26 protein-coding genes and 1 tRNA gene are annotated in these 25,140 nt (G+C 50.5%); 24 read left to right on the top strand and 3 right to left on the bottom strand.

Features of this window, described 5'->3' with window-relative positions:
- Positions 1 to 5 precede the first annotated feature (5 nt).
- From K7G70_RS12660 to K7G70_RS12630, 7 genes are all read left to right on the top strand, one after another.
- Positions 6 to 1,391 (top strand): class II fumarate hydratase, encoded by a 1,386-nt coding sequence (locus K7G70_RS12660; protein ID WP_223789022.1) that lies wholly within the window; start codon positions 6 to 8, stop codon positions 1,389 to 1,391.
- Positions 1,388 to 2,593, top strand: a complete 1,206-nt coding sequence (locus tag K7G70_RS12655; RefSeq protein ID WP_223789021.1) for a hypothetical protein — start codon at positions 1,388 to 1,390, stop codon at positions 2,591 to 2,593. Before K7G70_RS12660 ends, K7G70_RS12655 begins: the two co-directional genes overlap by 4 nt.
- 25 nt (positions 2,594 to 2,618) lie before the next feature.
- Positions 2,619 to 3,743, top strand: coding sequence for a sensor histidine kinase (locus K7G70_RS12650; protein ID WP_223789020.1), 1,125 nt, complete (start codon positions 2,619 to 2,621; stop codon positions 3,741 to 3,743).
- A 24-nt stretch (positions 3,744 to 3,767) separates the two neighbouring features.
- Entirely contained in the window at positions 3,768 to 4,409 is a 642-nt protein-coding gene (locus tag K7G70_RS12645; RefSeq protein WP_223789019.1) for a response regulator, read from the top strand.
- Between the two features lie 2 nt (positions 4,410 to 4,411).
- Positions 4,412 to 4,996 carry a MiaE family protein gene (locus K7G70_RS12640; RefSeq protein ID WP_223789018.1) on the top strand — a complete coding sequence of 195 codons (585 nt, stop codon included), beginning with the start codon at positions 4,412 to 4,414 and terminating at the stop codon, positions 4,994 to 4,996.
- The gene (locus tag K7G70_RS12635; protein WP_223789017.1) at positions 4,993 to 6,204 is read left to right on the top strand and encodes a hypothetical protein; all 1,212 of its coding nucleotides are present in this window, start codon (positions 4,993 to 4,995) and stop codon (positions 6,202 to 6,204) included. Before K7G70_RS12640 ends, K7G70_RS12635 begins: the two co-directional genes overlap by 4 nt.
- A gap of 102 nt (positions 6,205 to 6,306) precedes the next feature.
- Positions 6,307 to 6,480, top strand: a complete 174-nt coding sequence (locus K7G70_RS12630) for a hypothetical protein (RefSeq protein WP_223789016.1) — start codon at positions 6,307 to 6,309, stop codon at positions 6,478 to 6,480.
- A 635-nt stretch (positions 6,481 to 7,115) separates the two neighbouring features.
- Here the strand turns inward: K7G70_RS12630 and K7G70_RS12625 are convergent.
- A tRNA-Ser gene (locus K7G70_RS12625) sits at positions 7,116 to 7,206 on the bottom strand.
- Positions 7,207 to 7,639: 433 nt separating this feature from the next.
- On the opposite strand from K7G70_RS12625, the gene nhaC reads away from it, so the two are divergent.
- Positions 7,640 to 9,025: a Na+/H+ antiporter NhaC gene (gene nhaC, locus K7G70_RS12620; protein ID WP_223789015.1), complete on the top strand. Its 1,386-nt coding sequence runs from the start codon at positions 7,640 to 7,642 to the stop codon at positions 9,023 to 9,025.
- Here the strand turns inward: nhaC and K7G70_RS12615 are convergent, their stop codons facing one another.
- Both K7G70_RS12615 and K7G70_RS12610 read right to left on the bottom strand, forming a co-directional pair.
- Positions 9,026 to 9,907, bottom strand: a complete 882-nt coding sequence (locus K7G70_RS12615) for an acyl-CoA thioesterase (RefSeq protein ID WP_223789014.1) — start codon at positions 9,905 to 9,907, stop codon at positions 9,026 to 9,028.
- Positions 9,888 to 10,457, bottom strand: a complete 570-nt coding sequence (locus K7G70_RS12610) for an N-acetylmuramoyl-L-alanine amidase (RefSeq protein WP_223789013.1) — start codon at positions 10,455 to 10,457, stop codon at positions 9,888 to 9,890. Before K7G70_RS12610 ends, K7G70_RS12615 begins: the two co-directional genes overlap by 20 nt.
- Positions 10,458 to 10,652: 195 nt before the next feature.
- Between K7G70_RS12610 and K7G70_RS12605 the strand changes: the two genes are divergently transcribed.
- From K7G70_RS12605 to K7G70_RS12530, 16 genes are all read left to right on the top strand, one after another.
- Entirely contained in the window at positions 10,653 to 11,171 is a 519-nt protein-coding gene (locus K7G70_RS12605) for a YceD family protein (RefSeq protein ID WP_223789012.1), read from the top strand.
- 19 nt (positions 11,172 to 11,190) lie between these two features.
- Positions 11,191 to 11,388 (top strand): 50S ribosomal protein L32, encoded by a 198-nt coding sequence (gene rpmF / locus K7G70_RS12600; protein WP_223789011.1) that lies wholly within the window; start codon positions 11,191 to 11,193, stop codon positions 11,386 to 11,388.
- A gap of 124 nt (positions 11,389 to 11,512) precedes the next feature.
- Positions 11,513 to 12,475, top strand: a complete 963-nt coding sequence (locus K7G70_RS12595) for a phosphate acyltransferase (RefSeq protein WP_223789010.1) — start codon at positions 11,513 to 11,515, stop codon at positions 12,473 to 12,475.
- A gap of 27 nt (positions 12,476 to 12,502) precedes the next feature.
- Positions 12,503 to 13,474, top strand: a complete 972-nt coding sequence (locus tag K7G70_RS12590) for a beta-ketoacyl-ACP synthase III (RefSeq protein ID WP_255590038.1) — start codon at positions 12,503 to 12,505, stop codon at positions 13,472 to 13,474.
- A gap of 16 nt (positions 13,475 to 13,490) precedes the next feature.
- Positions 13,491 to 14,411, top strand: a complete 921-nt coding sequence (fabD, locus tag K7G70_RS12585) for an ACP S-malonyltransferase (RefSeq protein WP_223789009.1) — start codon at positions 13,491 to 13,493, stop codon at positions 14,409 to 14,411.
- Positions 14,412 to 14,413: 2 nt separating this feature from the next.
- Positions 14,414 to 15,163, top strand: coding sequence for a 3-oxoacyl-ACP reductase FabG (gene fabG / locus K7G70_RS12580; RefSeq protein WP_223789008.1), 750 nt, complete (start codon positions 14,414 to 14,416; stop codon positions 15,161 to 15,163).
- Between the two features lie 155 nt (positions 15,164 to 15,318).
- Positions 15,319 to 15,558 (top strand): acyl carrier protein, encoded by a 240-nt coding sequence (gene acpP, locus K7G70_RS12575; protein WP_223789007.1) that lies wholly within the window; start codon positions 15,319 to 15,321, stop codon positions 15,556 to 15,558.
- A gap of 139 nt (positions 15,559 to 15,697) precedes the next feature.
- The gene (gene fabF / locus K7G70_RS12570) at positions 15,698 to 16,945 is read left to right on the top strand and encodes a beta-ketoacyl-ACP synthase II (protein ID WP_223789006.1); all 1,248 of its coding nucleotides are present in this window, start codon (positions 15,698 to 15,700) and stop codon (positions 16,943 to 16,945) included.
- A gap of 16 nt (positions 16,946 to 16,961) precedes the next feature.
- Positions 16,962 to 18,296 (top strand): aminodeoxychorismate synthase component I, encoded by a 1,335-nt coding sequence (locus K7G70_RS12565; protein WP_223789005.1) that lies wholly within the window; start codon positions 16,962 to 16,964, stop codon positions 18,294 to 18,296.
- Positions 18,293 to 19,114: an aminotransferase class IV gene (locus K7G70_RS12560; protein ID WP_223789004.1), complete on the top strand. Its 822-nt coding sequence runs from the start codon at positions 18,293 to 18,295 to the stop codon at positions 19,112 to 19,114. The genes K7G70_RS12565 and K7G70_RS12560 overlap by 4 nt, the downstream gene beginning before the upstream one ends.
- Positions 19,111 to 20,112, top strand: coding sequence for an endolytic transglycosylase MltG (mltG, locus tag K7G70_RS12555; RefSeq protein WP_223789003.1), 1,002 nt, complete (start codon positions 19,111 to 19,113; stop codon positions 20,110 to 20,112). The genes K7G70_RS12560 and mltG overlap by 4 nt, the downstream gene beginning before the upstream one ends.
- Positions 20,112 to 20,738 carry a dTMP kinase gene (gene tmk, locus K7G70_RS12550; RefSeq protein ID WP_223789002.1) on the top strand — a complete coding sequence of 209 codons (627 nt, stop codon included), beginning with the start codon at positions 20,112 to 20,114 and terminating at the stop codon, positions 20,736 to 20,738. Before mltG ends, tmk begins: the two co-directional genes overlap by 1 nt.
- On the top strand, positions 20,735 to 21,712 hold the full coding sequence (holB, locus tag K7G70_RS12545; RefSeq protein WP_223789001.1) for a DNA polymerase III subunit delta': 978 nt from the start codon (positions 20,735 to 20,737) through the stop codon (positions 21,710 to 21,712). The genes tmk and holB overlap by 4 nt, the downstream gene beginning before the upstream one ends.
- A gap of 2 nt (positions 21,713 to 21,714) precedes the next feature.
- Positions 21,715 to 22,071 (top strand): PilZ domain-containing protein, encoded by a 357-nt coding sequence (locus tag K7G70_RS12540; RefSeq protein WP_223789000.1) that lies wholly within the window; start codon positions 21,715 to 21,717, stop codon positions 22,069 to 22,071.
- 1 nt (position 22,072) lies between these two features.
- Entirely contained in the window at positions 22,073 to 22,567 is a 495-nt protein-coding gene (locus K7G70_RS12535; RefSeq protein WP_223788999.1) for a hypothetical protein, read from the top strand.
- Complete coding sequence (locus K7G70_RS12530; protein WP_223788998.1) at positions 22,554 to 25,112, top strand: sensor domain-containing protein; 2,559 nt, start codon at positions 22,554 to 22,556, stop codon at positions 25,110 to 25,112. The genes K7G70_RS12535 and K7G70_RS12530 overlap by 14 nt, the downstream gene beginning before the upstream one ends.
- Positions 25,113 to 25,140 lie beyond the last annotated feature (28 nt).

Genomic DNA, 25,140 nt, shown 5'->3' with positions numbered 1-25,140 from the left:
ACACGATGACTGAATTTCGAACCGAAAAAGACAGCATGGGTGAACTGCAAGTACCCGCCGATGCCTTGTATGGGGCACAAACTCAACGGGCCGTTAATAACTTCCCCATCAGCGGCTTGACCATGCCGCGGGCTTTCATCAACGCCTTGGGCTTGATCAAAGCGGCCGCCGCCGAAGCCAACCAAGAGTTGGGGCACATGGAACCGGCCATTTGCCAGGCCATCACCCAGGCGGCACAACAGGTGCAATCGGGTGCGGTGGACGCCCATTTTCCCATCGATGTGTTCCAAACCGGTTCCGGCACCAGTTCCAATATGAACTGCAATGAAGTCATCTCCCACCTGGCCAGCACGGATGCGTTGTTCATCCACCCCAATGACCATGTCAATATGGGGCAAAGTTCCAACGACGTGATCCCCACGGCGATTGCCGTGAGTTGTGTGTTGTCGGTGACCCGCCAATTGCTGCCGTCATTGACGGACTTTGTGTCGGTGTGCCGAGACAAAGCCGCCAGTTTACAAGATGTGGTGAAAACCGGTCGCACCCATTTGATGGATGCCATGCCGGTCACTTTTGCACAAGAGTTGAACACTTGGGCCAGTTTGGTCGAAACCAACATCCAACGATTGCAAGATGCTTTGACCCGCGTTTCGCAACTGCCTCAAGGCGGCACTGCAGTGGGCACCGGCATCAATGCCGATCCCAAATTCGGCGCCTTGTTTGCGACCAAACTCAGTGCCGAAACCGATGTGACATTCAGTTCCATGGTCAACAAATTCGACGGCATCAGTGCCCAAGACAACATCACTGAACTGTCTGGACAGCTTAAAGTGTTGGCCACCACGTTGATGAAAATTGCCAATGATTTGCGTTGGATGAATTCAGGTCCCTTGGCGGGTATCGGCGAAATTGAATTGCCGTCGCTGCAACCCGGCAGCAGCATCATGCCCGGCAAAGTCAATCCAGTGATCCCAGAAGCCATGGCCATGGTTTGTGCCCAAGTGATTGGCAATGACGCCACCATTGCAGTGGCTGGACAATCCGGTAACTTTCAACTTAACGTGATGTTACCCGTGATTGCGTATAATGCATTACAGAGCATCGAAATATTAAGCACCGCGACCCACGAATTGGCGCACAGTGCGATCAAAGGTTTCAAAGTAAACCACGATGCGGTCAGCGAAAATGTGGGTAAAAACCCCATTTTGGTGACGGCATTGAATGCGGTGATTGGGTATGACTTGGGGGCCAAAATTGCCAAACAAGCTTACCGCGAAAAACGTTCGGTGCTGGACGTGACTTTAGAAAATACCAACATGACAGAGGCTGAAATCAAAGCCATCTTAGATCCGATAAAATTGACCACAGGGGGAATCGAGGACTCAAAATGAAATCATTTATTCAAAACACATTGATCAGCGTACTGATGCTGTGCAGCTTCACTGTTGCCGCCGAATTGCCTTCATGGGGCATGACTGAAAACCAGTACAAATTACCCAACTTCAGCAGCAAAATGTCTGAAATTGGGGCCCAAGCCACGAAGAACAATTGGTTGTTAAAAGTCACTGCACCCAAAGACTGGCATGCCACCATCCGCAATGGTTTGACCAACACCGGCGAGCGTGATGTGCAAATGACCTTCAAAGATTCACTGTACCAAAGCATTGCCATCACCGCTGTGAAAGGCGCCAAGGTGGCAAAAATTTCATCGTCATCCAGCAGTGACACACCGGTACAAAAACAAGTCATCATTGACAAGCCAGAAATTGACACCGAGGTGGAAGCACCGGATTTTGGTGACACCAGTTTCGAAAACAACAACAGTGACTTGTTGGAAGGCATCAGCAACATGCAAATCACCGTGCCGCCAGCCAATGGCAGCACCGATTCGGCCTATGAACCGAGCCGAACTGAAGTGGCCCAACCCGAGCCGGCGGTCCGTGAAACGGCCCCACAAGCCGTCAGCGAACCGGTGGTGGCCGCCACCCCAGCTGCGCCAGCAGAGGAGAGTGATGCCGCCATCACCGAAGAAAACAAAGAAGACTTGCGCAAGCGCTACGCCCGCACCAAACGGGTGGAAAAAGAAATGAGTTATGCCAACATCACCAGCAAAGATGATTTGTACATCCAAGGTGATGTGGTGTTGATCAAACGCTTTGTGAATCAAGGTGTGGTGATCTACTTCTGGATGCAGGAAGCCTATGACCCCGCAGAGCACAAGTTGATTGAAAAAGGCAGTGGCAAGTACCAAAAAGACCCTGAAGCTGTGGCTGGAGACACCCCGAAAGCTGAGCGCCAGGAAGCCGTGGTCGAAGCCACGGTCGAGCCGACTGAACTGAATTTCGTTGCGGTGGACACCAACATCGAAGATCAGGATGACCTGCGTCGTTCACACGCCCGCAACAAACGCATTGATTTGAGCATCGTGGCCGACCAACTCAAAGAAGATGACATCCTGTACGTGTTGAATCAAACGGTGTTGGTTGAACGGCCGTTGACCAGCGCCAGAAGCACCTATTTTTGGTTGGTCGGCGACACCACCATCACCCGGGCGGTGGAACGCATAGGTGACGACGAATTTTTGATCAAATAAGCACCAATCAGTGAGGGCATAAAGCATGGTTTATCGCTACTCACACATCCGCTTAATTCGACTGGCTGGGCTGATCATCTGGCTCAGCCTGTCGATCCCATTGTTGCTGCAGTACGAAAGCTTCAATCGCCCCTTCAATGTTTACCTGATATCTCATGTGCTGTTTGGGCTGGTGTTTTGGTTTGTGACCAACAACATCGGTCAAATGAGCTTCAAACTCAAGGCCTGGATGTCCATCGTGATGTTGATCGTGTTGGTGTTGGTGATCAACCACATCACCGACAGCGGCACCGGCATTTTTTATGCTTTGATCATCTCGGTGTTGTTGGCATGGCTGTTTCCGCTGCGCCAAAGCCTGATCCTTTTGACCGTGTGCAATTTGTTGATTGGGTTTCAGTTTGGTTACATCGGCAGTGAATTGGAAGACCGCACCCAGTCTTATGTGTTGTTCTTTATTTACCTGGGTGTTTCGGTGTTTTCCTTCATCATCTCTTTGGTGGCATTTCGCCAACAAAACGCCAAGGAAGAACTGCGCATGTTGAACACCGAATTGAAAGCCACGCAGGTGCTGTTGGCTGACAGTTCCCGGATCAATGAACGCTTGCGCATTTCGCGGGAATTACATGATTTGATCGGCCACCATCTGACGGCTTTGACTTTGAATTTGGAGGCGGCCTCTCACATGACCGATGGCAAGCCCCAATCCTATGTCAAGAAGGCCCATTCGATAGCCCGTTTGTTGTTGTCTGATGTGCGCGAGGTGGTGGGGAAATTCCGCCAATCTGGCACCTTGGACCTGGGCTTGGCGATCAAAGAGTTGTTGTCGGGTTTGCCTCGCCTCAATGTGACTCAAGAAATACCTGATGAGTTTTTGGTGGAGGACCCCAAGCTGGCGCAAACCATTTTGCGCTGTGCACAAGAATTGATCACCAACACCATGAAGCACGCCCAAGCCAACCATTTGAAAGTGAAACTGGCGCGCTCGGAACACAGCGTGGTTTTGGTGGTGCAGGATGACGGCATAGGCTTGGGTCAGTCGAAAAAAGGCAACGGCATGACAGGAATGGCCGAACGTGTTAAATTACTGAATGGTCAGTGTGTTTATGAGTCTGGAAAGGGGTTAAAATGCACCCTGACTTTTCCCGTTTAATGGCAGTTGAGGGCATAACAACGAATGATTAAAGTATTACTGGTAGACGACCAAAATTTGGTCAGGCAAGGGGTTCAAGCCCTGTTGGAAATTGCCGATGACATCGAAGTGATTGGCGAAGCCCGATCTGGGCAGGAAGCCATAGATTTGGTGCCCAAATTAAACCCGGATGTGGTGTTGTTGGACATGCGCATGCCCGGCATGTCTGGACTGGATGTGTTGCATGAGTTGTCGCAACTCAATCAATTGCCGCCCACCATCATTCTGACCACCTTTGATGATGAAGAATTGATCTTGGCCGGGGTCAAAGCCGGGGCCAAAGGTTATCTGTTGAAAGACGTGCCACTGGAAGAGTTGGTGGAAGGCATCAAACAAGTGGCCGAAGGCAAAACCATCGTGCGCCCACAAATCACCGAACGCATATTAGAGAGTGTGGAAGGCTTGAAAAATGAGTTCGTCAGTTTTGAACGCCCGGAACCATTGACCAACCGCGAAACCGAGATCCTGCGACTCATGGCCGGTGGCTACAGCAACAAGGAAATTGCCAATTCCATCTTTGTGGCCGAAGGCACTGTGAAAAACCACGTGTCCAATATCTTGTCTAAACTGGGCGTCAGAGACCGCACCCGTGCGGTGTTGAAAGCTTTGGAGCTGGGACTGATCTGAGCATGAGTGATATGGAATACGAATTGCGGGTGCAAACCGCCCCCGAATGGGTTGATGTGGCCAAATCTGATTTCAATGCCTTCTTGCAAGACCATGCGGCTTGTGAGCGCAAAGCCGCGGCCTTGGCCATGTCTATGGTGCAACATTATCCCGATAAACCCGACTTGATTCGTGGCATGATTGATTTGGCGATGGAAGAAATGGCGCATTTCAGAGAAGTCATGAAAATCATGCTGGATCGCGGGCTGCAACAGGCCAATGATGAAAAGGATCCGTACATTCGGGCCTTGTTGAAACTGATCAGGAAGGATGGCCGCACCTATTTGTTGGATCGATTGCTGATATTCAGCATCGTGGAAAAGCGCGGGCATGAACGTTTTCACCTGCTGGGTGAGTCATTGGACGATGCCAAAATGAAAGACTTCTATTTGCGCTTGGCCAAAGCCGAAAACCGCCACTACACTTTGTTTGTGAAATTGGCCCATCAATATTACGGCCAGCAAGAAGTCCAGGATCGGTTGGATGAATTGTTGGATGCCGAAGCCGAAATCGTCAAACAGTTGCCGTTCCGGGCTGCCGTGCATTGACCCCAACACAGCGGCAAGCCGCCAAGCAATACCTCAGCCAATATGGCCACGATGTGGACTGCCTTGAAGGGGCCAAGGAACACCAGTGGCAACAGGTGGTGATGGTACCCGTTTGTGGCGAAGCGCCCGATTTCATAGAGCGCCTGATGCAACATCAGGTAACCCCGTCTGTGTTGTTGATCGTGTTGCTGAATCGACCTCAAGACCATGACAAAAGCGCCACGTGGCAACAACAAAACCAACGGCTCAAAGCACATTGCTTGGCTCAGGCCAAACGGCAACATGCATTGGCGGCTGGGCATCATTTGTTGTTGGGTTTGGCTGGTTGTGATTTGTTGTTGTTGGATTTCAATGAACACCCCTTTGACCCCAGTAAAGGAGTGGGCCTGGCCCGCAAAATTGCAGCCGACACGGCTCTGCGCCTGATGTTGATGGGGCGAGTCAACTCACCATGGATTCACAGCACCGATGCCGACGTATGTTTGCCAGCCAACTATTTCCAAGCCGCCCAGGCGCAACAAGCAGCGGCCTTGAGCCTGTCCTTTGAGCACCACAGCGACGATCCTGACTTGCAACATTGGCAACAGCAATATGATTTCAAGCTGCATTACTACCGGCAAGGGGTGCAGTTCCTGGGTGCGCAATATGCCTACATTCCATTGGGCAGCACGTTGGTGGTCCATGCCACCGCCTATGTGCAAGTCAGGGGTTTTCCTTGTCGCAGTGGTGGCGAAGATTTTTATTTGTTGAACAAATTGGCCAAGGTGGGAGCGGTCCTGAATGTGGCCGATGTGGTGGTGCGCATTCGCAGCCGGCTGTCTGATCGGGTGCCCTTTGGTACCGGACCAGCGATCAAGCGGCTACAACAGGCGGCAGCCCGCGATCAATCGGTGCTTTACTACCACCCACACATTTTTCATGTGCTGCAGTCATGGCGCCAAGAACTGTTGGATTATTTTGAATCCCAACAACTGCCAACTGATGACCACGGCCTCAATCAATACTGGCAATTGGGCCAATTGTTGCCCAAAAACCACTCACAAGCCAAAACCAATCAACGTTGGCAACAATTCGTGCATGAGTGGTTTGATGCCTTCAAAATTTTGAAATCCGTGCATTTTTTGCAAGATCAATTCAACTCGATACCCCAACAACAATTGCTGGACATGCCTGACTATCAAACCATCATCGGGGCAGGTCCAGACTGAAAGATGGCTTGCAATCTCAAGTATTTTTTGCCATGATCCAGGGTGGATTTGATCTCAAACCAAAAAAAACGTCGAAGTCAAACCAAAAAAAGAGGAGTGAACATGAGTTTAAGTGCACCCAAACAAGTGGTCTTTTTGATTGCAGTCATCCTGGCCATTTTGTCAATCGTATCAGCCAAAGTCACCGCCATCCCGGTGGTCTCGGGTTATGAATACTGGGTCTTGGTCGCCGGTTTTGCCTTATTGGCATTGGGCAATTTGGTCAAGGGTATATAGAAGTAACCATGTGAGCATAAAAAAACCCGCTTTGGCGGGTTTTTTTTGTGGCTTAACATAGATGATTGGCGGCTGTTCGAGCTGCCCAAAAATGCACTGATGTATCAATGCCAGCGGCAAATAGATGATGTTTGGCGGGTGAGAATTGTTGGGGGAGGGATTGATCAAATGCGTCCTGCATTTGACCCTGCGGGCGCCTTCGGCGTCAAAAAATGATCCTGTCATCTTTTTCGAACCAGCTCGGGTTCGGCACCCGATCGAACTGCCAATATTTGTATGCCAGCGGCAAATAGATGATGTTTGGCGAGTGAGAATTGTTGGGGGAGGGATTGATCAAATGCGTCCTGCATTTGAACCTGCGGGCGCCTTCGGCGTCAAAAAATGATCCTGTCATTTTTTTCGAACCAGCTCGGGTTCGGCACCCGATCGAACTGCCAATATTTGTATGCCAGCGGCAAATAGATGATGTTTGGCGAGTGAGAATTGTTGGGGGAGGGATTGATCAAATGCGTCCTGCATTTGAACCTGCGGGCGCCTTCGGCGTCAAAAAATGATCCTGTCATTTTTTTCGAACCAGCTCGGGTTCGGCACCCGATCGAACTGCCAATATTTGTATGCCAGCGGCATGCAAATATTGGCGGTGAGAGAGGGATTCGAACCCTCGATACGCTATTAACGTATACCCGCTTTCCAGGCGAGCTCCTTCAACCACTCAGACACCTCACCGCGTGGGTGGTGGATTGTAACGTTTTTTTCATGTGATTGGAATGGCTTAATGGTGGGAAGTTTGTGAAATGTCAGAGAGGGATTATCAAATACATCCATGTATTTGCCCCTTTGGGCTGACGTGAAAAAAGTTTCGGGAAAACTTTTTCATGCAACCCGTAGGGCCATTCACAGGGAGGTGAATGGTAAATTTTGTTCCTGACATAATTTCCGAACCCCCGATACGCTATTAACGCCAAAGTATGTTTTTGGCCGCTTTCCAGGCGAGCTCCTTCAACCACTCAGACACCTCACCGCGTGGGTGGTGTCTTGTAACGTTTTTTTCATGTGATTGGAATGGTGCGGGGATCAAATTGTGTCATTATTTGCCGAATCCCCAAGAGCGATGAAAAAGACGATATACTGATCATCGGTCTTAATGTGGTGGATTTCCATGTCTGAAAAGAACGTTCATTTTTGGCACGCTTTGTTGGTGTTTGCTGGCTTGTTTGGTTTGATCGCGGCTGGCATGTTTGTGTTGGATCACTTGTTGCATGTGGTGTTGTTTGTGGGGGTGGTTTGGGCCGCCATCCATGCCGCTGTGCTGGGGTATCAATACCGCACCATTCGGGAGATGATGAGCAGTGCCATCCATCGGGCTTTACCGGCCATATATATTTTTCTGTTGATTGGGCTGGTGATTGCGGCTTTGATGAAAAGTGGTACGGTGGCCACCTTGATTTATTACGGTTTGGATTGGATCTCGCCGGCGGTGTTTTTACCGGTTGGCTTTGTGTTGTGTGCCTTGATGTCGTTGTTGACCGGCACCTCTTGGGGGACCGTGGGTACCTTGGGTGTGGTGTTCATGGGCATTGGTTTGGCGCAAGACATGCCACTGTACTGGGTCGCAGGCATGGTGGTATCGGGGGCCACGTTTGGCGACAAAATGTCGCCGGTTTCAGACACCACCAATTTGGCGGCCATGAGTGCGGACACCGATTTGTATGCCCACATCCGTTCGATGATGATGACCACCATCCCGACGTTCTTGTTGGTCACCTTGATTTTTGCGGTGGTGGGAATGAACTTGTCAACCACTGCGGCGCAAACGGCACAAATCGAAACCATCAGAACCGCCTTGGCTGGCGAATTCAATTTGAACCCACTGGTCACCATTTGGCCGGTGGTGGTGATGGTGTTCCTCAGTTACCGCAAAGTTGCTGCTGAGGTGAGCATGACGGCTTGTGTGGCGGTGGCGGTGGTCATTGCCTGGTTGTTTCAAGAGGCAACGGTGCCACAGTTGGCCCATGCCTTGTGGCAGAACAGTCCCACCAACACCGGTGTCGACAACATCGATCAATTGCTGGGGCGGGGCGGTTTGTACAGCATGGCTTGGACCTTGTTGTTGGCCTTGATCGCCATTGCCTTGGGTGGCATTTTGCAAGGTGCTGGATTTGTGATGGCCTTGTTGGGCGGGTTGGTGGATCGCACCCGTCGCACCGGCTCCTTGGTGGCGGCCACCATAGGCTCCGGCTTCATGACGGTGGCGGCCTTGGGCGAAGGTTACATTGCCATCATTCTCAACAGCCAAGTGTTTCGCAAAGCCTATGCCAAGAAAGGCATTGATGCCTCGGTGTTGTCGCGTTCCGTGGAAGAGGGCATCACCTTGCTGGCAGGCCTGATTCCTTGGACCACAGCTGGGGCTTTTTACGCGGCCACTTTGGGCATTTCGGTGCTTGATTTTGCACCCTATGCCTTGTTGAATTTACTGAATCCTGTGGTGGCCATTGTGTTTGCCTACTTGGGGTGGGCCATCATCCGCGACCCCAAGCAGCCTTGATCAAGAAGACTTGGCTTCTTCCCACATGCGCATCAGGCCTTGTTGAGCGGTGGATGCCACCAAATTGCCCTGGATGTCAAACACATGACCGGTGGCAAAGCCCCTGGCTTCCGATGCGCTGGGACTGTCACAGTCATACAGCAACCAGTCGTCAATGGCAAAGGGGCGGTGGAACCACATGGCGTGATCCAAACTGGCAAATTGCAATTTGGGGTCCAAATACGACACCCCATGGGGCAAGGTGGCGGTTGAAACCAGGTGGTAATCTGACACAAAAGTGAGCAAGGTGCGGTGCATGAGTTGTGGCTCATCCAGCGGATAGCGGGCCTTGAACCACAAACGCTTGATGGCTTCTTTGGGTTCGCTGTCAAAAGGATCGACGTCATCAACAAAGCGAAATTCAAAGGGACCCTGGGTGGTCAGCGTGCGGCGCATCCGCGGCGAGAGGTGTTTGATTTTATCCCCTGGAATCAGGGTTTTTTCGGTCAACTCATCTGGCAGTGGCACCGCAGGCATGGGCTTTTGGTGTTCCATCCCGGCTTCTAATCTTTGAAATGAACAAGCCAAGATTAAAATTGGTTTGCCATTTTGGATGGCCGATACCCGGCGGTTGCTGAAGGTGCGACCATCACGGGCCCGTTCAACTTGGTAAATCACCGGTTTATTGCAGTCACCCTCGCGCAAGAAGTAAGCATGTAATGAGTGCACCTCTTGGTTTTCAGTGGTCAGGTAAGCTGCTTTCAGGGCTTGTGACAAGGCTTGGCCGCCAAAAATGCGACCCGTGCCGATGTCCAGTGACTGGCCTCGGAACAAATTAACTTCCAGGTGTTCCAGTTCAAAATAACCCAATAATTTATCCAATTCATTCATATTGTTTTGCATGAGAGCCTATATTGATGAGGTTGATTTGTGGCATCACTTGGTGCCAGGGAAACAGCGGGCCCGGGTCAATTTTGCGGGCAATTTGGACCTGCGGATTGTCGCTGGCCGGAATGCGTGTTTGATCCAGGTCTTCATGGCCAGCCACGTGTTTGAGGTTGGGTAAAGTCAACTGCAGGTGTTGCAAAAGACCCACCAAGCCGTCGATTTGTTGTTTCGGGTATGGTTCCGATGGGGTTTGTGCTGTGGACACATGCCAATCAGGATAACGACCCGAATTGACCAGTTCGATGCCAATGGATTGTAGGTTGTGGCCTTTGACATGGTGGGCCACAAAGGCTGGGTCCACCCACTGCAAAACATCGCCGTTGCGATCCACATAATAGTGTCCGCAGTTACCGGTCCCACTGTCGTACAACACCTTTTCGGCATATTCTCTGGCCATGGCCAAATCGGGCAATTCGGTGCAATGAATCACCACCAATTCAACCGCGCTCAATTCGCGGGATTGCAGGCGTTTTTCGTAGCTGACTGGTTGTATTTGGATGGGCACTTTGGCGTCGATTGCAGAAGGATTTCTATGATATCAAACTGTGGGCCACTTTTGAATCCATGTGCGCTTGTCATCAATCCGACTAAAATGCGTAAAAGTCCCCAATTATCAAGGGTTTTGGTTATAATCATTGTCTCAGAAAAACTCGTTAATTGGTTTGCAATCACCGGGCAAAACCAGTAGAATTCGCCGGCTATGGCTAAATCACTACCAGATTCAATTGAATTGAATGCAGCGGTAAGGAAAGAATATCGATTGCATGGGGTGTTGTTGCTGTCAGAATTGGACCGGATGCCGTCAGAATTGATCAGTTCTCAAGAGGCTGAAATCAACTATGACATCCAGTTCAAACATTCCAAAACGGTATTGGGAGAAGCAACCATTCAAATTCAAGCGATGCTGGAGTTGATCTGTCAACGCAGCCTGGACACTTTTGAGTTTGAGCTCAAGTCCAACAACACCATTGGTTTCATCAGTGAGTTGGAGGACGAGGCTAAACTGGAAGCCCATGTGTCACCCTCATGGGTGGTGGACATGCTGGTTGATCCCAAGGCTTTGTTGGAAGATGAGGTGTTGTTGTTAATCCCCGACATTCCATTGAAACCCGGGGCCCGATTGAACAGTCAATACTTGGCAGATCAGGACAGTGAGCCAGTGGCAGAGGAAACTGAGAATCCTTTTGCTGCATTGAAAGAATTAAAAACAAAAGATTAAGTAATTTTGGAGAATCAAAATGGCAGTACAAAAAAGCCGTGTCACACCTTCTAAACGAGGCATGCGACGTGGGCATGATAAGTTGAAATCACGCACTTTATCGATCGAAAGTGAAACCGGTGAAACTCATCTGCGTCATCACGTCAGCCCAGAAGGCTTTTACCGTGGCAAAGAAGTCGTTCAGTTTGACGAGAAAGAGGTTGATACCGAAGAGTGAGTTGAACTCTGATGGCACAACCTAGCCAATCTCGCATGAACTGCAATACATCAATGGGTAAAGATTTCTTTACCCATTTTTGTTTGTGGGTTATGGTCCAGCACCAACCCAATGGGGCCATCTCATGCCGGTGATCGCCATTGATTTATTGGGTGGCGATGACACCCCACTCAGTCGCGTTCTGGCCATCCAACAATTCATGGCGGAACAGGCTGATTTTGAAATCAAACTGTTCCTCAATCAAACCACCCTGGACAGCTTGCAAGACACATTGCCATCTCTGGGCCCTCGCTTACAGCCCCAAGTGGTCGAAGGGCAGGTGACTATGGATGAATCACCTTTGCTGGCCTTGCGCAAAAAGCAAGACAGCAGTTTGTCCATGGCCATCAAAGCCGTGGCTGACAAACAAGCCGACGCCATCCTGACCGCCGGCAACAGCGGTGCCTTGGTGGGATTTGCCAAATATTGGCTCAAGGCGGATTTCCCCATCGAACGACCGGCCTTGGCCACGGTGTTGCCGGGGGTGCCCAAACCCACATTGTTTTTGGACATTGGCGCCACTTTGGAGTACCGGGCCGATGACTTGTATGCCTTGGCCGAACTGGGAGCGGCCATGGCCCCGGGCCTGCTTGAATGTGGTCGCCAGCCCGAAGTGGCGCTGTTGAATGTGGGCACCGAGCACATCAAAGGCCATGACACGGTGCAACAGGCTGATCGCCTGCTGCAGGCATCTGACCTCAATTACGTGGGCTTCTGTGAAGGCACCCACTTGTTTGCGGGATATGCCGATGTGGTTTGTTGTGATGGCTTTGTGGGCAACATCACATTGAAAGCCTGTGAAGGGGTGTTGCAACAGTTCAAGCCAGCGCCCAAACGGGGTTGGTGGCAACGATTCAAAGCACTGTGGTTGGGGCAAAATAAGGATGATAATTTCAACCCGGCCCAATATAATGGGGCGTTGTTATTGGGCTTGGACGGACTGGTGGTTAAGGCACATGGCAACAGCAATCAACATGGGTTTTACCATGCCTTGGTGAGAACCGCCAAATACATCAAGCACCAGCAAGGGACATCAGACCAAACATAAGAAAAAATAAGTGTGGGACAATCTTCAATGAGAATATATTCTAAAATTCGTGGCACCGGCAGTCATTTGCCGAAAAAAATCCTGACCAATGCCGATTTGGAAAAAATGGTGGATACCGATGATCAGTGGATCAGAGATCGCACCGGCATTCAACAAAGGCATGTGGCTGGTGAAGGCGAAACGTCTTCAACGTTGGGCTTGGCTGCGGCAGAAAAAGCCTTGGCCGCTGCTGGTATGACCGCCGATGACATCGATTTGATTGTGGTCGGCACCACCACCCCAGATCTGGTGTTTCCCAGCACCGCCTGTTTGATTCAAAAAGGCTTGGGTTGCAATGGCATTGCCGCCATGGACGTCAACGCCGCTTGCAGTGGCTCCATATATGCCCTGGGTGTGGCCGATAAGTTCATCCAATCGGGACAACACAAACGGGCGTTGGTGATAGGTACCGAAACCTTGACCCGCATGGTCGATTGGAATGACCGCACCACCTGTGTGTTGTTCGGTGATGGCGCCAGTGCCATCGTCTTGGAGGCCAGTGAAGAACCCGGCATTTTGTCCACCCATTTACATGCCGATGGCGGTCACGATCATTTGCTTAATGCCACCGTGGGGGTTTCAACCGGTTTGAAAAATGAGCCCAATGGCGGTTTGAAAATCCGCATGAAAGGCAATGAAGTGTTCAAAACCGCGGTCATGACCTTGGGTCGCATTGTCAAAGAAACCCTGAAAGCCAATGGCTTGAAAAAGACCGACATCGATTGGTTGATCCCGCACCAAGCCAATTTGCGCATCATCACCGCCACCGCCAAAAAACTCAGCATGAGCATGGACCAGGTGGTGGTCACGGTCGACAAACATGGAAACACCTCGGCCGCTTCGGTCGGTCTGGCTTTGGATGAAGCCATCAGAAGTGGTCAAATCGCACGTGGGGACGTGTTGTTATTGGAGGCCTTTGGTGGTGGTTTCACCTGGGGCTCTGCTCTGATTAAATACTGATTTATCGACAGAACTAATGAATAAACTCGCTTTTGTATTCCCTGGTCAGGGATCGCAATCGGTTGGCATGTTGGATGGTTTGATGGACCATCCAGAAGTGACCGCTTGTTTGAAAACAGCCAACGAAGTCCTCGGTATTGACTTGCTCAACATGGTCAACCAAGGTCCAGCCGAAGAACTCAATCAAACCCAATGGACCCAACCGGCCTTGTTGGCCACCTCGGTGGGTATTTATCGAGCCATCATGGCGCGAAAAGAAATTCAGGTGACCGTCATGGCGGGGCACTCTTTGGGCGAATATTCGGCTTTGGTTTGTGCCGGTGCGGTGGACTTTGCCGATGCCATCCAGTTGGTCCACAAACGGGGCACATACATGCAGCAGGCGGTGCCTGCCGGCACGGGATCTATGGCCGCGGTGTTGGGTTTGGATGAGGCCTCGGTTGAAGCCGCTTGTGCCCAAGCCAATGGCCAGGTCAGCCCCGCCAATTACAACTCTCCCGGACAAATCGTGATCGCTGGTGAAACTGAGGCTGTGACTGAAGCCAGCCAATTGTGCAGCGATGCCGGGGCCAAAAAAGTCATGCCTTTGGCCGTCAGTGTGCCTTCTCATTGCGCTTTGATGCGACCGGCTGCTGAGCAGTTGAAAGCGGACTTGGATGCCACCGAATGGCAAACGCCACAAGTTCCGGTGTTGCACAACGTCGATGTGCAAAGCCACGAGAGTGAGGCGGCCATCAAAGCGGCCTTGACCCAACAACTGTTTGCCCCAGTGCGTTGGACAGAGACCATGCAAGCCCTGCAAAACCAAGGCGTGGACACCGTCGCAGAATGCGGTCCCGGTAAGGTGCTGTCAGGCCTGTTCAAACGTTTTGATCGCAATTTACAAGTCATCCCTTTGCTCAATGCCAAAGGGTTTCAATCATTAATCGGGGAGTGAACATGAGTGATTTATTTGATTTAACTGGCACCGTGGTGTTGGTGACGGGTGCCAGTCGTGGCATTGGTCGCGACATCGCAGAGACTTTGGCCAAACAAGGTGCGGTGGTGGTTGGGACCGCCACTTCGGCCAGCGGTGCAGAGTCGATCACCGACTACTTGTCGGCCCACGGTGGTCGTGGGGCGGTGTTGGATGTGTCCAATGCAGACAGTGTCGACCAACTGATGGCTGAACTGAAAGGCTCGGTGGGTCTGCCCACGGTGTTGGTCAACAACGCCGGCATCACCAATGACAAACTGTTGATGCGCATGAACCTGGACGATTGGCAGCAGGTCATCAACACCAATTTGTCATCCATTTACTTGATGAGCAAAGCCTGCATCCGTGGCATGATGAAAGCCAAAACCGGGCGCATCATCAACATCGGTTCAGTGATTGGCGACATGGGTAACCCGGGTCAATGCAATTATGCCGCAGCCAAAGCCGGACTGATCGGTTTTTCCAAGTCCTTGGCTCGAGAAGTCGGCTCACGTGGCATCACCGTCAATGTGGTGGCACCCGGTTACATCCAAACCGACATGACCGATGAGTTGGACGCGGCCCAACGGGACAGCTTGTTGCAGCAAGTGCCGCTGCAACGCCTGGGCACAACCCAGGACATTGCACAGGCAGTGTTGTTCTTGGCTTCAGGAGCCGGCGCTTACATCACCGGCGAAACCATCCATGTCAATGGCGGCATGTACATGTCATGAAGGCAGGTCTGACGGGCAGTGGCTGCTGTCTGTTACAGACGTTTGAAACAAATATCAGGTGGATACTTGATAATCCCTTGGCCGCCATAATATAAGGGTGGAATATTTTATAAACCTTGCATACAATATGCTTTTTTACATAGGTAAACACCACAATGAGTGACGTAGAAAATAAAGTAAAAGAAATCGTAGTTGAACAGTTGGATCTGGATGTTGAAGTTTCTGAGCTGAGCAATTCATCTTCTTTTGTCGATGACTTGGGCGCCGATTCTTTGGATACCGTTGAGCTGGTCATGGCTTTGGAAGAGGAATTCGAATGTGAAATTCCTGAAGAGGATGCCGAAAAAATCACCACTGTGCAACAAGCGATCGATTACGTAACTGAAAACGCCTGATACTTTTTGCCGAATGATTTGAATGAAAAGCTGCGATCTGATCGTGGCTTTTCCAGTTTTTATGGTCTGGAATCATTCAATCCACACCAACATCATGCCATGCAACTGCAGGGCAACCACTTAATGACGGGGACAAACTATGACTAAACGCAGGGTAGTGGTCACGGGCATGGGCATCGTATCGCCTGTGGGGAATTCACTGAAACAAGCCTGGCATAACATCAGCAACGGGGTCAGTGGCATTGCACCAATCACCCATTTTGACACCACCGATTTTGCTGCCAAAATTGCTGGAGAAATCAAAGACTTTGATGTCACTGAATACATCTCTGCCAAAGATGCCAAAAAAATGGACCCATTCATCCACTATGCCATGGCCGCTGGTCATGATGCCATGGTCGATTCGGGCTTGGAGGTTACCGAGGCCAATGCCGAACGCATTGGCGTCTATGTGGGCGCGGGTATTGGTGGTATTTTGGGCATCCAAAACACCACCGAAACCTGGTTGGAAAAAGGCCCCAGAAGGATTTCACCATTTTTCATTCCCAGCACCATCATCAACATGGCTTCTGGTCATTTGAGCATCAAATACGGCTTGAAAGGGCCCAACTTGGCCATGGTTTCGGCCTGTTCTTCGGCCACCCACAGCATCGGCATGGCCTACCGATCCATCGTTTACGGTGATGCCGATGTGATGATTTGTGGCGGTGCCGAATATGCCTCAACTCCGATTGCCATTGGCGGCTTTTCACAATCCAAAGCCTTGTCAACCCGCAATGATGACCCAACTGCAGCGTCTCGGCCTTGGGACCTGGAGCGCGACGGTTTTGTGTTGGGTGACGGTGCCGGTGTGATGGTGATTGAAGCGTATGAACACGCAAAACAGCGTGGGGCCCACATCTATGCCGAGCTGTCTGGATTTGGCATGAGTTCTGACGCCCACCACATGACTGCGCCATCACCCGGTGGTGAAGGGGCGGCCCGTTGCATGGTCAATGCCATCAATGATTCCGGTTTCAATGCCGATCAGTTCAACTATGTCAATGCCCATGGCACGTCAACTCCGCAAGGGGACAAAGGCGAAAGTGATGCCATCAAAGTGGCTTTCGGTGACCATGCCCATGACATGGCGGTGTCATCCACCAAATCCATGACTGGGCATTTGTTGGGTGCCGCTGGTGGCATTGAAGCGGTGTTCAGTGTGATGGCCATCAAAGACCAAATTCTGCCACCCACCATCAACTTGACCAATCCGGATCCTGAGTGTGACTTGGATTATGTGCCCAACACCGCCCGTGATGCACCGGTGGGTGTGGTGATCACCAATTCCTTCGGGTTTGGGGGCACCAACGGCTCTTTGGTGTTCAATGCCTTGTCGGCCCGTTGACCTTGCTTGATCGACCTTGATTGAGATTCAACTTGATTCAAAGCCTGATTTGTTGGCCTTGGCGGCTACCCAATCAGGCTTTTTTCCTGCCTTACTCGAAAGCCAATCGGTCAATGAACACTTGGGCCGCTATGACATCTTGATGGCGGCTCCCAGCATGGAAATGCTGGCCTATGATCGTGAGCAGCTGGAGCAATTGTTGCTTTGCATTGATGGCCCGCCCAATGACACGGCCGGTTCCGCCCCATTTCAATGGGGGTGGTTGGTTTACTTTGCTTATGAGTCGGCTTATTTTATGGAGCCGAAGTTGGCGCATTTGATCAAGCACAACTGTGCCGAGCCTTTGGCCTTGGCCGTGTATTGTCAAGGGGCGTTGGTGCATGATCAAATTGCCGGCAAGACCACTTTGTGGGCGGAGTCGTCTGCGGCCGCCGCAATGATTCAAGCACAACTGTCATCCCCGGCGGCCAGTGCACACTGCAGAGCGGCCATTGAGCAGCCGAAGGAGGATGCGGCCGATCACTTCATTCAGGCGGTGAATGAGGCCAAGGCCTTGATCCGGGCAGGGGACATATATCAAGCCAATTTATCCCGTCAATATCGGGTTAACCTGGCCCCGGAAGTGACCCCGGCGGCCTTGTTTGCACGCCTGCGCCAAGCCAACCCAGCACCGTTTTCAGCCTTGTTACAAGTGCAAAATTTTGCGGTGGTCAGTTCTTCACCTGAGCGTTTGTTTTGCATCAAAAATGGAGTCATTGAAACGCGACCCATTGCCGGGACGCGGCCTCGGGGTGATGACCCGCAAGCCGATGCGGCGATGATCAAGGAGTTGTTGGAGACGCCCAAAGAACAAGCTGAGCACATCATGTTGATCGACTTGGAACGCAATGACATCGGTAAGGTTTGCCGCACCGGTACCGTGGCAGTCAATGAGTTGATGGTGGTGGAAAGTTACCAACATGTGCATCACATTGTGTCCAACATCAAAGGCACTTTGAAACCGGACGCCACGGTGGTCGATGCCATCAAAGCCTTGTTTCCTGGTGGCACCATCACCGGTTGTCCTAAAATACGCTGTATGGAAATCATTCATGCCATCGAACAACGTGACCGCGGTTGTTACACCGGCAGTTTGGGCTACATCAACCACAACGGTCAAGTGGACCTGAATATATTGATCAGGACCGTGGGCATGCTGGATTCAAAGGCCCACTTCAATGCCGGCGCTGGCATCGTATTTGATTCAGACCCCGACGCTGAATTGGCCGAAACACGGCACAAAGCCCAGGGCATGATCAATGCCTTGCAACCCGTCATGACCGAACCACACAATCCATCCGGGAAGCCATGATCATTGCCAGTTCATTTGACCACAGTCGACCTGATATGCTGTTGAATCGGGCCATGCAGTATGGCGATGGCTTGTTCGAAACCATGCGCTGGCATCGCGGCCGCATTCCCCTGCTGTCATGGCACTTGCAGCGCTTGCAAAAGGGGCTTGAAGCCTTGCTGTTTGACGCGCTGGATGTCAGCCACATGCAACGGTTGCTGAAACAACACGCCAGCCAATGTGCCGAGCCAGATGGGGTGTTGAAATTGTTGGTTTTCAGGGCAGGGGAGGAACGCGGGTATCGCCCACAAACGGGCCGTTTTGAGTGGCTGTTGACTGCCCATGACCTGCTCAACGCCGCCACCGCGGATCCCATCACCTTGGCGGTCGCCAATGGCCGTTTGTCACACCAACCCAACCTGGCTGGACTCAAACACCTCAGTCGGCTGGAGCAGGTGTTGTTGTCGGCCGAATTGCAGCAACACCCCACCGCCGACGATTTGTTGCTGCTGGATGTGGCAGACCAGGTGATTGAAACCACCCAGCAAAACGTGTTGTTGCTCAAAGGGGAGCAGATATGGACTCCAGAATTGAGTCAATGTGGCGTCCAGGGCGTGGCCTTGAGCTGGCTCAAAAGTGTGTGTGCGGTACAACAACAAGCGATTGCTTGGCAGCAAGTGCCAGATTTTGATGGCCTGTTGGTGGGCAATGCGGTGCGTGGCTTCACAGCGGTGTCCCAAGTCATTGGCCCAGGCGCAAAAGATTGCATTTCCTTTGGCACTTCCTCATCGGTTCACGCTACAATAAACAGGTATTGGGAAGCGTTATTGAATGCATGAAAAAAGTATTGTTGTCCATTGCAGGTGTGGTGATTTTGTTGGTGGCTGGTGTCGGATTTTTCCTGTATCAGCAGTACCAGCAGTTCTTGCTGACCCCGGTATTTAAGAATTTACCGGTGGTGTTGGACATCGAAAAAGGCAGTCATTACAGTGACTTTGTTGCCATGGTGCATGACCAAGGCGGCTATGGTTCCGAAATGAACTGGAAAATCATGGCCCGTTTCAATGACCTGGGTGGTGCCATCAAATCTGGTGAGTTTGAAATCGCTGAAGCCATGACGCCACGCGAATTGATCACCTACATCGATGATTACCGGGTCAAAACCTACAGCATCACCATCGTTGAAGGGCATACCTGGGAACAAATCAAAAAACAGTTTCTCAACAGTCCACTGAAACAGGTTTTGGTGGACATCAAGGACAGTGAATTGAAAAACAGATTGGGCATTCAAACGGGCAATTTGGAAGGTCAGTTTTTACCAGAAACTTATCAGTACACCAAAGACGATGTTGATTTTGATGTGTTGCAGCGGGCCCACCAGGACCTCAATGAGGCATTGTTAACAGCCTGGGAAAACCGCGACCCATCACTCACCCTCAAATCCCCTTATGAATTGTTGATTTTGGCCTCGATCATTGAGAAAGAAACGGCAGAGCCCAGTGAACGCAACATCATCTCAGGGGTGTTCCACCGACGCCTACAAAAAGGCATGAAATTGCAAACTGATCCCACAGTGATTTATGGTGTCGGCTCGGCCTATGCGGGTGACATCACCTCCGCCCATTTGAAAACCGACACGCCTTACAACACCTACACCCGCACTGGCTTACCGCCCACCCCAATTGCCATGGCCAGTGGCGCATCGATCGTGGCTGCTGCCCACCCCAACCAGGGCAAGGAACTGTATTTCGTGGCCAACAACAAAGGCGGGCACACCTTCAGCGAGACTTACGAGCAACATCAAAAAGCCGTGGCTGCCTATTTGCGGGGCGAGTGATGGGCGCCCAATTCATCACCTTAGAAGGTTCTGAAGGGGCCGGCAAATCGACCGCCATGGCCTGCATCACCGCGCAATTGGATGCGTGGCAAGTACCTTACATCACCACCCGTGAGCCCGGCGGCGAGGCCAATGCTGAGCGCATACGTGAGTTGTTGTTGCACAGTGATCACCTGGCCGATGAAACTGAATTGTTGTTGATGTTTGCTGCGCGCAATGAGCACCTCGCCAAAGTCATCAGACCCGCCTTGGCGGCTGGTCAATGGGTGGTTTCGGACCGCTTTGTGGATGCCAGTTTTGCGTATCAAGGGCAAGGCCGGGGCATCGCCTGGTCCACCATTGAGTTTTTGGAACGGTGGGTGGTGGCAGACACCCAACCAGATTTGACCTTGTTGTTGGATGTCGATCCAGCCACTGGTTTGCAGCGGGCCGCCCAGCGATCGGACAAAGACCGCATAGAACAAGAAGACCTGACCTTTTTTGAGCAGATCAGGCAGGGCTATCTGCAACGGGCTGAACAAGACCCCGGCCGCATTAAGTTGGTCGATGCCAATCAATCGATTGCCCAGGTCCAAGCCCAAATTGTCGACCACATGAAGGCATTTAAAACAGGGCTTGAGCCATGAAATTATTTTGGTTGGAAAAACACCTGGCCCAATGGCATGCGGCCCTGGCCAATGACCACAAACCGCAAGCGGTGATCGTCAATGCGCCACCCGGTATGGGCAAACATAATTTGTTACAGCAGATCTTGGCCGACTTATTGTGTCGTGTTGACCAAAATGGACATTGTGGCACTTGTCAAAACTGCCGTTTGCTGGCGGCTGGACACCATCCCGATGTCGACTGGGTCAGGCCTGAGAAAAACCTGATCAAAGTCAAAGCCATCAGAGAACTGACTGAATTCTTCACTTCGACCCCGCATTGTTCTGATTACAAAGTGGCGATCATCGACCAGGCGGAGTCCATGAACACCGCCGCCGCCAACGCCTTGTTGAAAGTCTTGGAAGAGCCACCCAGTCGTGGTTTGTTGTTTTTGGTCACCGAATCCAGGCACCAATTGATGCCGACCATCAAAAGCCGATGCATCACTTTGGATGTGGTGTTGAATGCGGCCGAAAAGCAACAATTGGCAGATTGGTTGACGGCCCAGACAGGGCAAGATCAAGCGGCAGTGAATGATGCCCTGATCTTAACCGACTGGCAGCCGATGACTTGTCAAAGCTTGTTGGAAACCGGACATTTGCAACAGTTTCAGCAGCAACTGGATGTGTTGGTGCAGGTGCTCAATGAGCACATCTCCACAGCGCAAGGGGCGAAATCATTAAACGAGGGGTTCACCCTCAATGATTGGTCCATGTTGCAACGCCATGGTTTGCATCTGATGAAATCTCAGTGGCAAGCCATGTCTCACGAAGTTTTTGCCAATCATTCTTTAAATCAAATAATTAAGAACAGTCCGAAAGTGACTCATATTATTATTAAATTGAATGAATTGATTCAACAGTTTATGCTAAACTTTAATACCCAGATCAAACCCCAGTTGTTGCTGGAGTCGCTGTTGATCGAAATAAAGAACGAACTGAATCACGGGAGGTAACCATGGCATTTGCAGGGGGTATGGCCAAAAAAGGCATATTGTCTTTAAACATCCAGGGTGCTGCAGAGTTGCACCAATGTTATATGCCATTCATCAACAATGGTGGCTTGTTTGTCAAAACCACCAAAGAATACAAGATCGGTGACGACGTGTTCATGATCCTCACTTTGGATCAAGATGAGCGCATGCCCATCACCGGGAAAGTGGTGTGGATTACCCCGAAAGGGTCACAAGGCGGTCGATCTCAAGGCATTGGGGTGCAATTCAATGACGATGCCGACATGGAAGTGGTCAAAACCAAAATCAACACCATCCTGGCCCCATACAGCGGAGAGGATATCCCATCCTTAACCATGTGACATGAGTGAGTTTCTCAGCAGCCATGAATTACTCAATTTAGAAGATGAGCTGAGGACTGCCTCTCAAGCGCTGTATGTACATAAAAATTCAGTCGAGGGCTTACCAAAAAGCTTGAAGTCCTTGTCATTGAGGACCGGTTGGGCGACCTATTTGTGGGTCAAAGAACAAGGCCTGATGAACCTGAAAAGCTCCGAACCGCCACCCCCCAAAACCAGAGATTTCAGCGCGGCTGTTAAATTTGCCAGTGACAGGAAACACTTCTCGGTATTCATTTTTCCGATCAATGACAAAGACACTTGGTTGGAAGCCAAATTGTTTTTTTCTCGCAACACACCCGATTTCAGTGGTGCCGTTAAATTCTTGTTCATCTTGCCCAAAGGCTCTTCCCACCAGTTTTTTGCCATCCATGGCAAGATCATAGATTTCAACATGGGGCTGGATGGAAACTACGTGTTGCGGGATGGCAAGTGGATCAGTGCCAATGAGCTTCCGTAATCAAAACATCCTGATTGCTTGTGGCGAGAAGAAAGACCGCTTGGCTTTCTTTGATTACTTTGATGGCTTGGAGGCTGACAAAATTTACACCGCCACCGATCTCGCTCAAATGCATGACATGTTGGCCAATGAAGACGATGACATTGCGGTTTTGGTGTTTGAAATTTCCAAACAATGGGTGCAAAGCAATAAGCAGATATTGGATTTGAAAGTCAAATTCCCAGCCTTGCATATGGTGGGTTTGGTCTCAAAGCAAGTCAATTTGAATCACAAGCAGTTTGTGGAGATCCAATCCCACGTTGATGACTTGTTGTTTTCCCCCATATTGCAATCGGAACTGGTGGCCAGACAAGTGGCCTTGGAACAGTCATCAGAGTCCACGACCAAGTCGGTTGTGCACCAACACAACGAGCTGGAAGTTTTTCTGACCCAGTATTTTCAACCTTCGGGTTTGCCTCAGGTGTTGATTGATGTCAACAGCCATCGGATTACGCACGTCAATGATTCGGTTAAGTCGGTGTTTGCTGTGGACCAGGAGGCGTTGCAAGACAAGATTTGGTATGAATTGGTTGAAGCCAAGGAAATCAGTGCCATTGAACACCTCAAAGCCACGTTAACCGAACAAGGACAAATCAAAGAACGGCTGTTGATTGACCTTGGCAGTGGTTACAAAGCCGTGATATTGCGCATCAATTATGTGAGCATCGGTGATGATCCATACTATTTGGCAGAACTTCATGACCGGACTGAGCAGGTCTATCAGCAAAAATTCCTGCACTTTTTGTCTTTGGTTACCACCTTGGATTTCGACAACAAGGCGCAACTTGAAGACATGAAAACATTGCTCAAATGGGCAAGTTTTGATTTCTGCTTCATCGTGGCGAAAAAACGGTCTGGTCAATACACCGATTTGGTGTGGGACTGTTCATTGAGTAATTTTGCGCAAAAGTTCATCAGTTCTCAACATGAGTTTGTCACCCGCAAGCTACAGAATGCCCGGGCCTACTCAGTGGAAGACGAAGCCCACAAAAAAATTCCAGGTGATGACTTTTTGAAGTTTTATTCGATCAACACTTTTGTGGTCTTCAATTGCGCGGTGGATGACAAAAGTGACGCACTGATGGTTAGTGGTTGTGTCAAAAAACCGAAACAATGGGCCACCTTGAAACTGTTGTTCCAACAACTGTCGTTGCATTATAAGCAATCCATGGCTTTCAAAGCCTTGCAAAAATCACACGAATCCGAGAGTCAGTATGACGTGTTGACCAATCTGCTCAATCGCCGCTACATCGTCAAAGCCATCGAACAAACCATTGAAACCAATCCGGCTTATGTGGCGGTGATGTTCCTGGATTTGGACCGCTTCAAAGTCATCAACGATTCTTTGGGTCATGATGTGGGTGATGATGTGCTGATCAACATCGCCAATTTACTGAAAAAACACGTCAATGCCCATGGTGTGGCCGCCCGTTATGCCGGTGATGAGTTTTTGATTTTGCTGTACAAAGATGTGGACGCAGAAAAAACCAAACAAATCGCCAGCAACATTTTGAAAGCCGTGGCCAATCCCATCAAATTAAAAAATGGCAGTGAGATCAATTTGACCATTTCCTTGGGGATTGCCCAATTCCCTGAACATGGGCAGACGGTGAATAAGCTGATCAAACATGCCGACATTGCCTTGTATGATGCCAAGCTCAACGGTAAAAACCGCTTCACCTTGTATCAGGATTCACTGGACGGTGATCATGCCAAGCAGAACGAAGAAATGGTGAAGAATTTGCAGCTGGCCATTGAGGAAGGGCAAATTGATGTCTACTACCAACCCAAGATCGATGCCACCACCGAAGACATCATGGGCTTTGAAGCCTTGGTGCGATGGGAACACCCCGACTTGGGCATCATCAGTCCGGGCTTGTTCATTCCCTTGGCCGAACAATCGGATTTGATTCACCAGATTGGCATGTTGGTGATCAAGAAATCCTGTGAGACATTGAAAACCTGGCAACGAAAATTCAATTTGCCGTTGACCATGTCAGTCAACCTGTCCCCATTGCAATTGTCGGATAAAAACCTGACGGAGAAAATCAGTGAAGTGATCAATGAGTCAGGCATTTATCCCAAACACCTGGACTTCGAAATCACCGAGAGTGAAAAATTCAAGAGCGTTAAAGACGCCTTGTTGATGTTCAAGAAGCTGGTGAATCTGGGCTGTACCTTATCCATTGATGATTTTGGTACCGGCCATTCAACCCTGGATTACTTGCGCAAAATTCCCGCCAAAACCCTCAAAATCGATCAGGTGTTTGTGAAAAACATTGGTTTGAGCCCCGACGACGAGGCCATTTTGGATGCCACCATTGACATGGCCAAAAGGGTGGGGCATTACATTGTGGCAGAAGGGGTTGAAACCGAGGAACAAAGACTGTATTTGTCACAAAAAGGATGCGATTATTTTCAGGGATATTTGTATTGCCGACCGGTGCCAGCCAGTGAAATTGATCGGATCCTGACCCAACGGGCCGAAATATTAAAAAATAATTAAAACGCAATGAACTATTTTCAGTTCATGA

It is taken from the genome of Marinicella meishanensis (assembly GCF_019931145.1).
Classification (GTDB): Bacteria; Pseudomonadota; Gammaproteobacteria; order Xanthomonadales; family Marinicellaceae; genus Marinicella; species Marinicella meishanensis.
The sequence above is the reverse complement of the archived record's forward strand: the minus strand, read 5'-3'. Positions and strand labels throughout refer to the sequence as shown.

Coding starts and splice junctions, on each gene's coding strand:
- rpmF (WP_223789011.1), top strand. CDS start 11,191: ATGGCAGTACAAAAAAGCCGTGTCACACCTTCTAAACGAGGCATGCGA.
- fabF (WP_223789006.1), top strand. CDS start 15,698: ATGACTAAACGCAGGGTAGTGGTCACGGGCATGGGCATCGTATCGCCT.
- K7G70_RS12535 (WP_223788999.1), top strand. CDS start 22,073: ATGAGTGAGTTTCTCAGCAGCCATGAATTACTCAATTTAGAAGATGAG.
- tmk (WP_223789002.1), top strand. CDS start 20,112: ATGGGCGCCCAATTCATCACCTTAGAAGGTTCTGAAGGGGCCGGCAAA.
- K7G70_RS12530 (WP_223788998.1), top strand. CDS start 22,554: ATGAGCTTCCGTAATCAAAACATCCTGATTGCTTGTGGCGAGAAGAAA.
- K7G70_RS12590 (WP_255590038.1), top strand. CDS start 12,503: ATGAGAATATATTCTAAAATTCGTGGCACCGGCAGTCATTTGCCGAAA.
- K7G70_RS12640 (WP_223789018.1), top strand. CDS start 4,412: ATGAGTGATATGGAATACGAATTGCGGGTGCAAACCGCCCCCGAATGG.
- K7G70_RS12630 (WP_223789016.1), top strand. CDS start 6,307: ATGAGTTTAAGTGCACCCAAACAAGTGGTCTTTTTGATTGCAGTCATC.
- K7G70_RS12540 (WP_223789000.1), top strand. CDS start 21,715: ATGGCATTTGCAGGGGGTATGGCCAAAAAAGGCATATTGTCTTTAAAC.
- K7G70_RS12560 (WP_223789004.1), top strand. CDS start 18,293: ATGATCATTGCCAGTTCATTTGACCACAGTCGACCTGATATGCTGTTG.
- K7G70_RS12645 (WP_223789019.1), top strand. CDS start 3,768: ATGATTAAAGTATTACTGGTAGACGACCAAAATTTGGTCAGGCAAGGG.
- K7G70_RS12660 (WP_223789022.1), top strand. CDS start 6: ATGACTGAATTTCGAACCGAAAAAGACAGCATGGGTGAACTGCAAGTA.
- holB (WP_223789001.1), top strand. CDS start 20,735: ATGAAATTATTTTGGTTGGAAAAACACCTGGCCCAATGGCATGCGGCC.
- K7G70_RS12595 (WP_223789010.1), top strand. CDS start 11,513: ATGCCGGTGATCGCCATTGATTTATTGGGTGGCGATGACACCCCACTC.
- fabG (WP_223789008.1), top strand. CDS start 14,414: ATGAGTGATTTATTTGATTTAACTGGCACCGTGGTGTTGGTGACGGGT.
- nhaC (WP_223789015.1), top strand. CDS start 7,640: ATGTCTGAAAAGAACGTTCATTTTTGGCACGCTTTGTTGGTGTTTGCT.
- mltG (WP_223789003.1), top strand. CDS start 19,111: ATGAAAAAAGTATTGTTGTCCATTGCAGGTGTGGTGATTTTGTTGGTG.
- fabD (WP_223789009.1), top strand. CDS start 13,491: ATGAATAAACTCGCTTTTGTATTCCCTGGTCAGGGATCGCAATCGGTT.
- acpP (WP_223789007.1), top strand. CDS start 15,319: ATGAGTGACGTAGAAAATAAAGTAAAAGAAATCGTAGTTGAACAGTTG.
- K7G70_RS12655 (WP_223789021.1), top strand. CDS start 1,388: ATGAAATCATTTATTCAAAACACATTGATCAGCGTACTGATGCTGTGC.
- K7G70_RS12615 (WP_223789014.1), bottom strand. CDS start 9,907: ATGCAAAACAATATGAATGAATTGGATAAATTATTGGGTTATTTTGAA.
- K7G70_RS12605 (WP_223789012.1), top strand. CDS start 10,653: ATGGCTAAATCACTACCAGATTCAATTGAATTGAATGCAGCGGTAAGG.
- K7G70_RS12650 (WP_223789020.1), top strand. CDS start 2,619: ATGGTTTATCGCTACTCACACATCCGCTTAATTCGACTGGCTGGGCTG.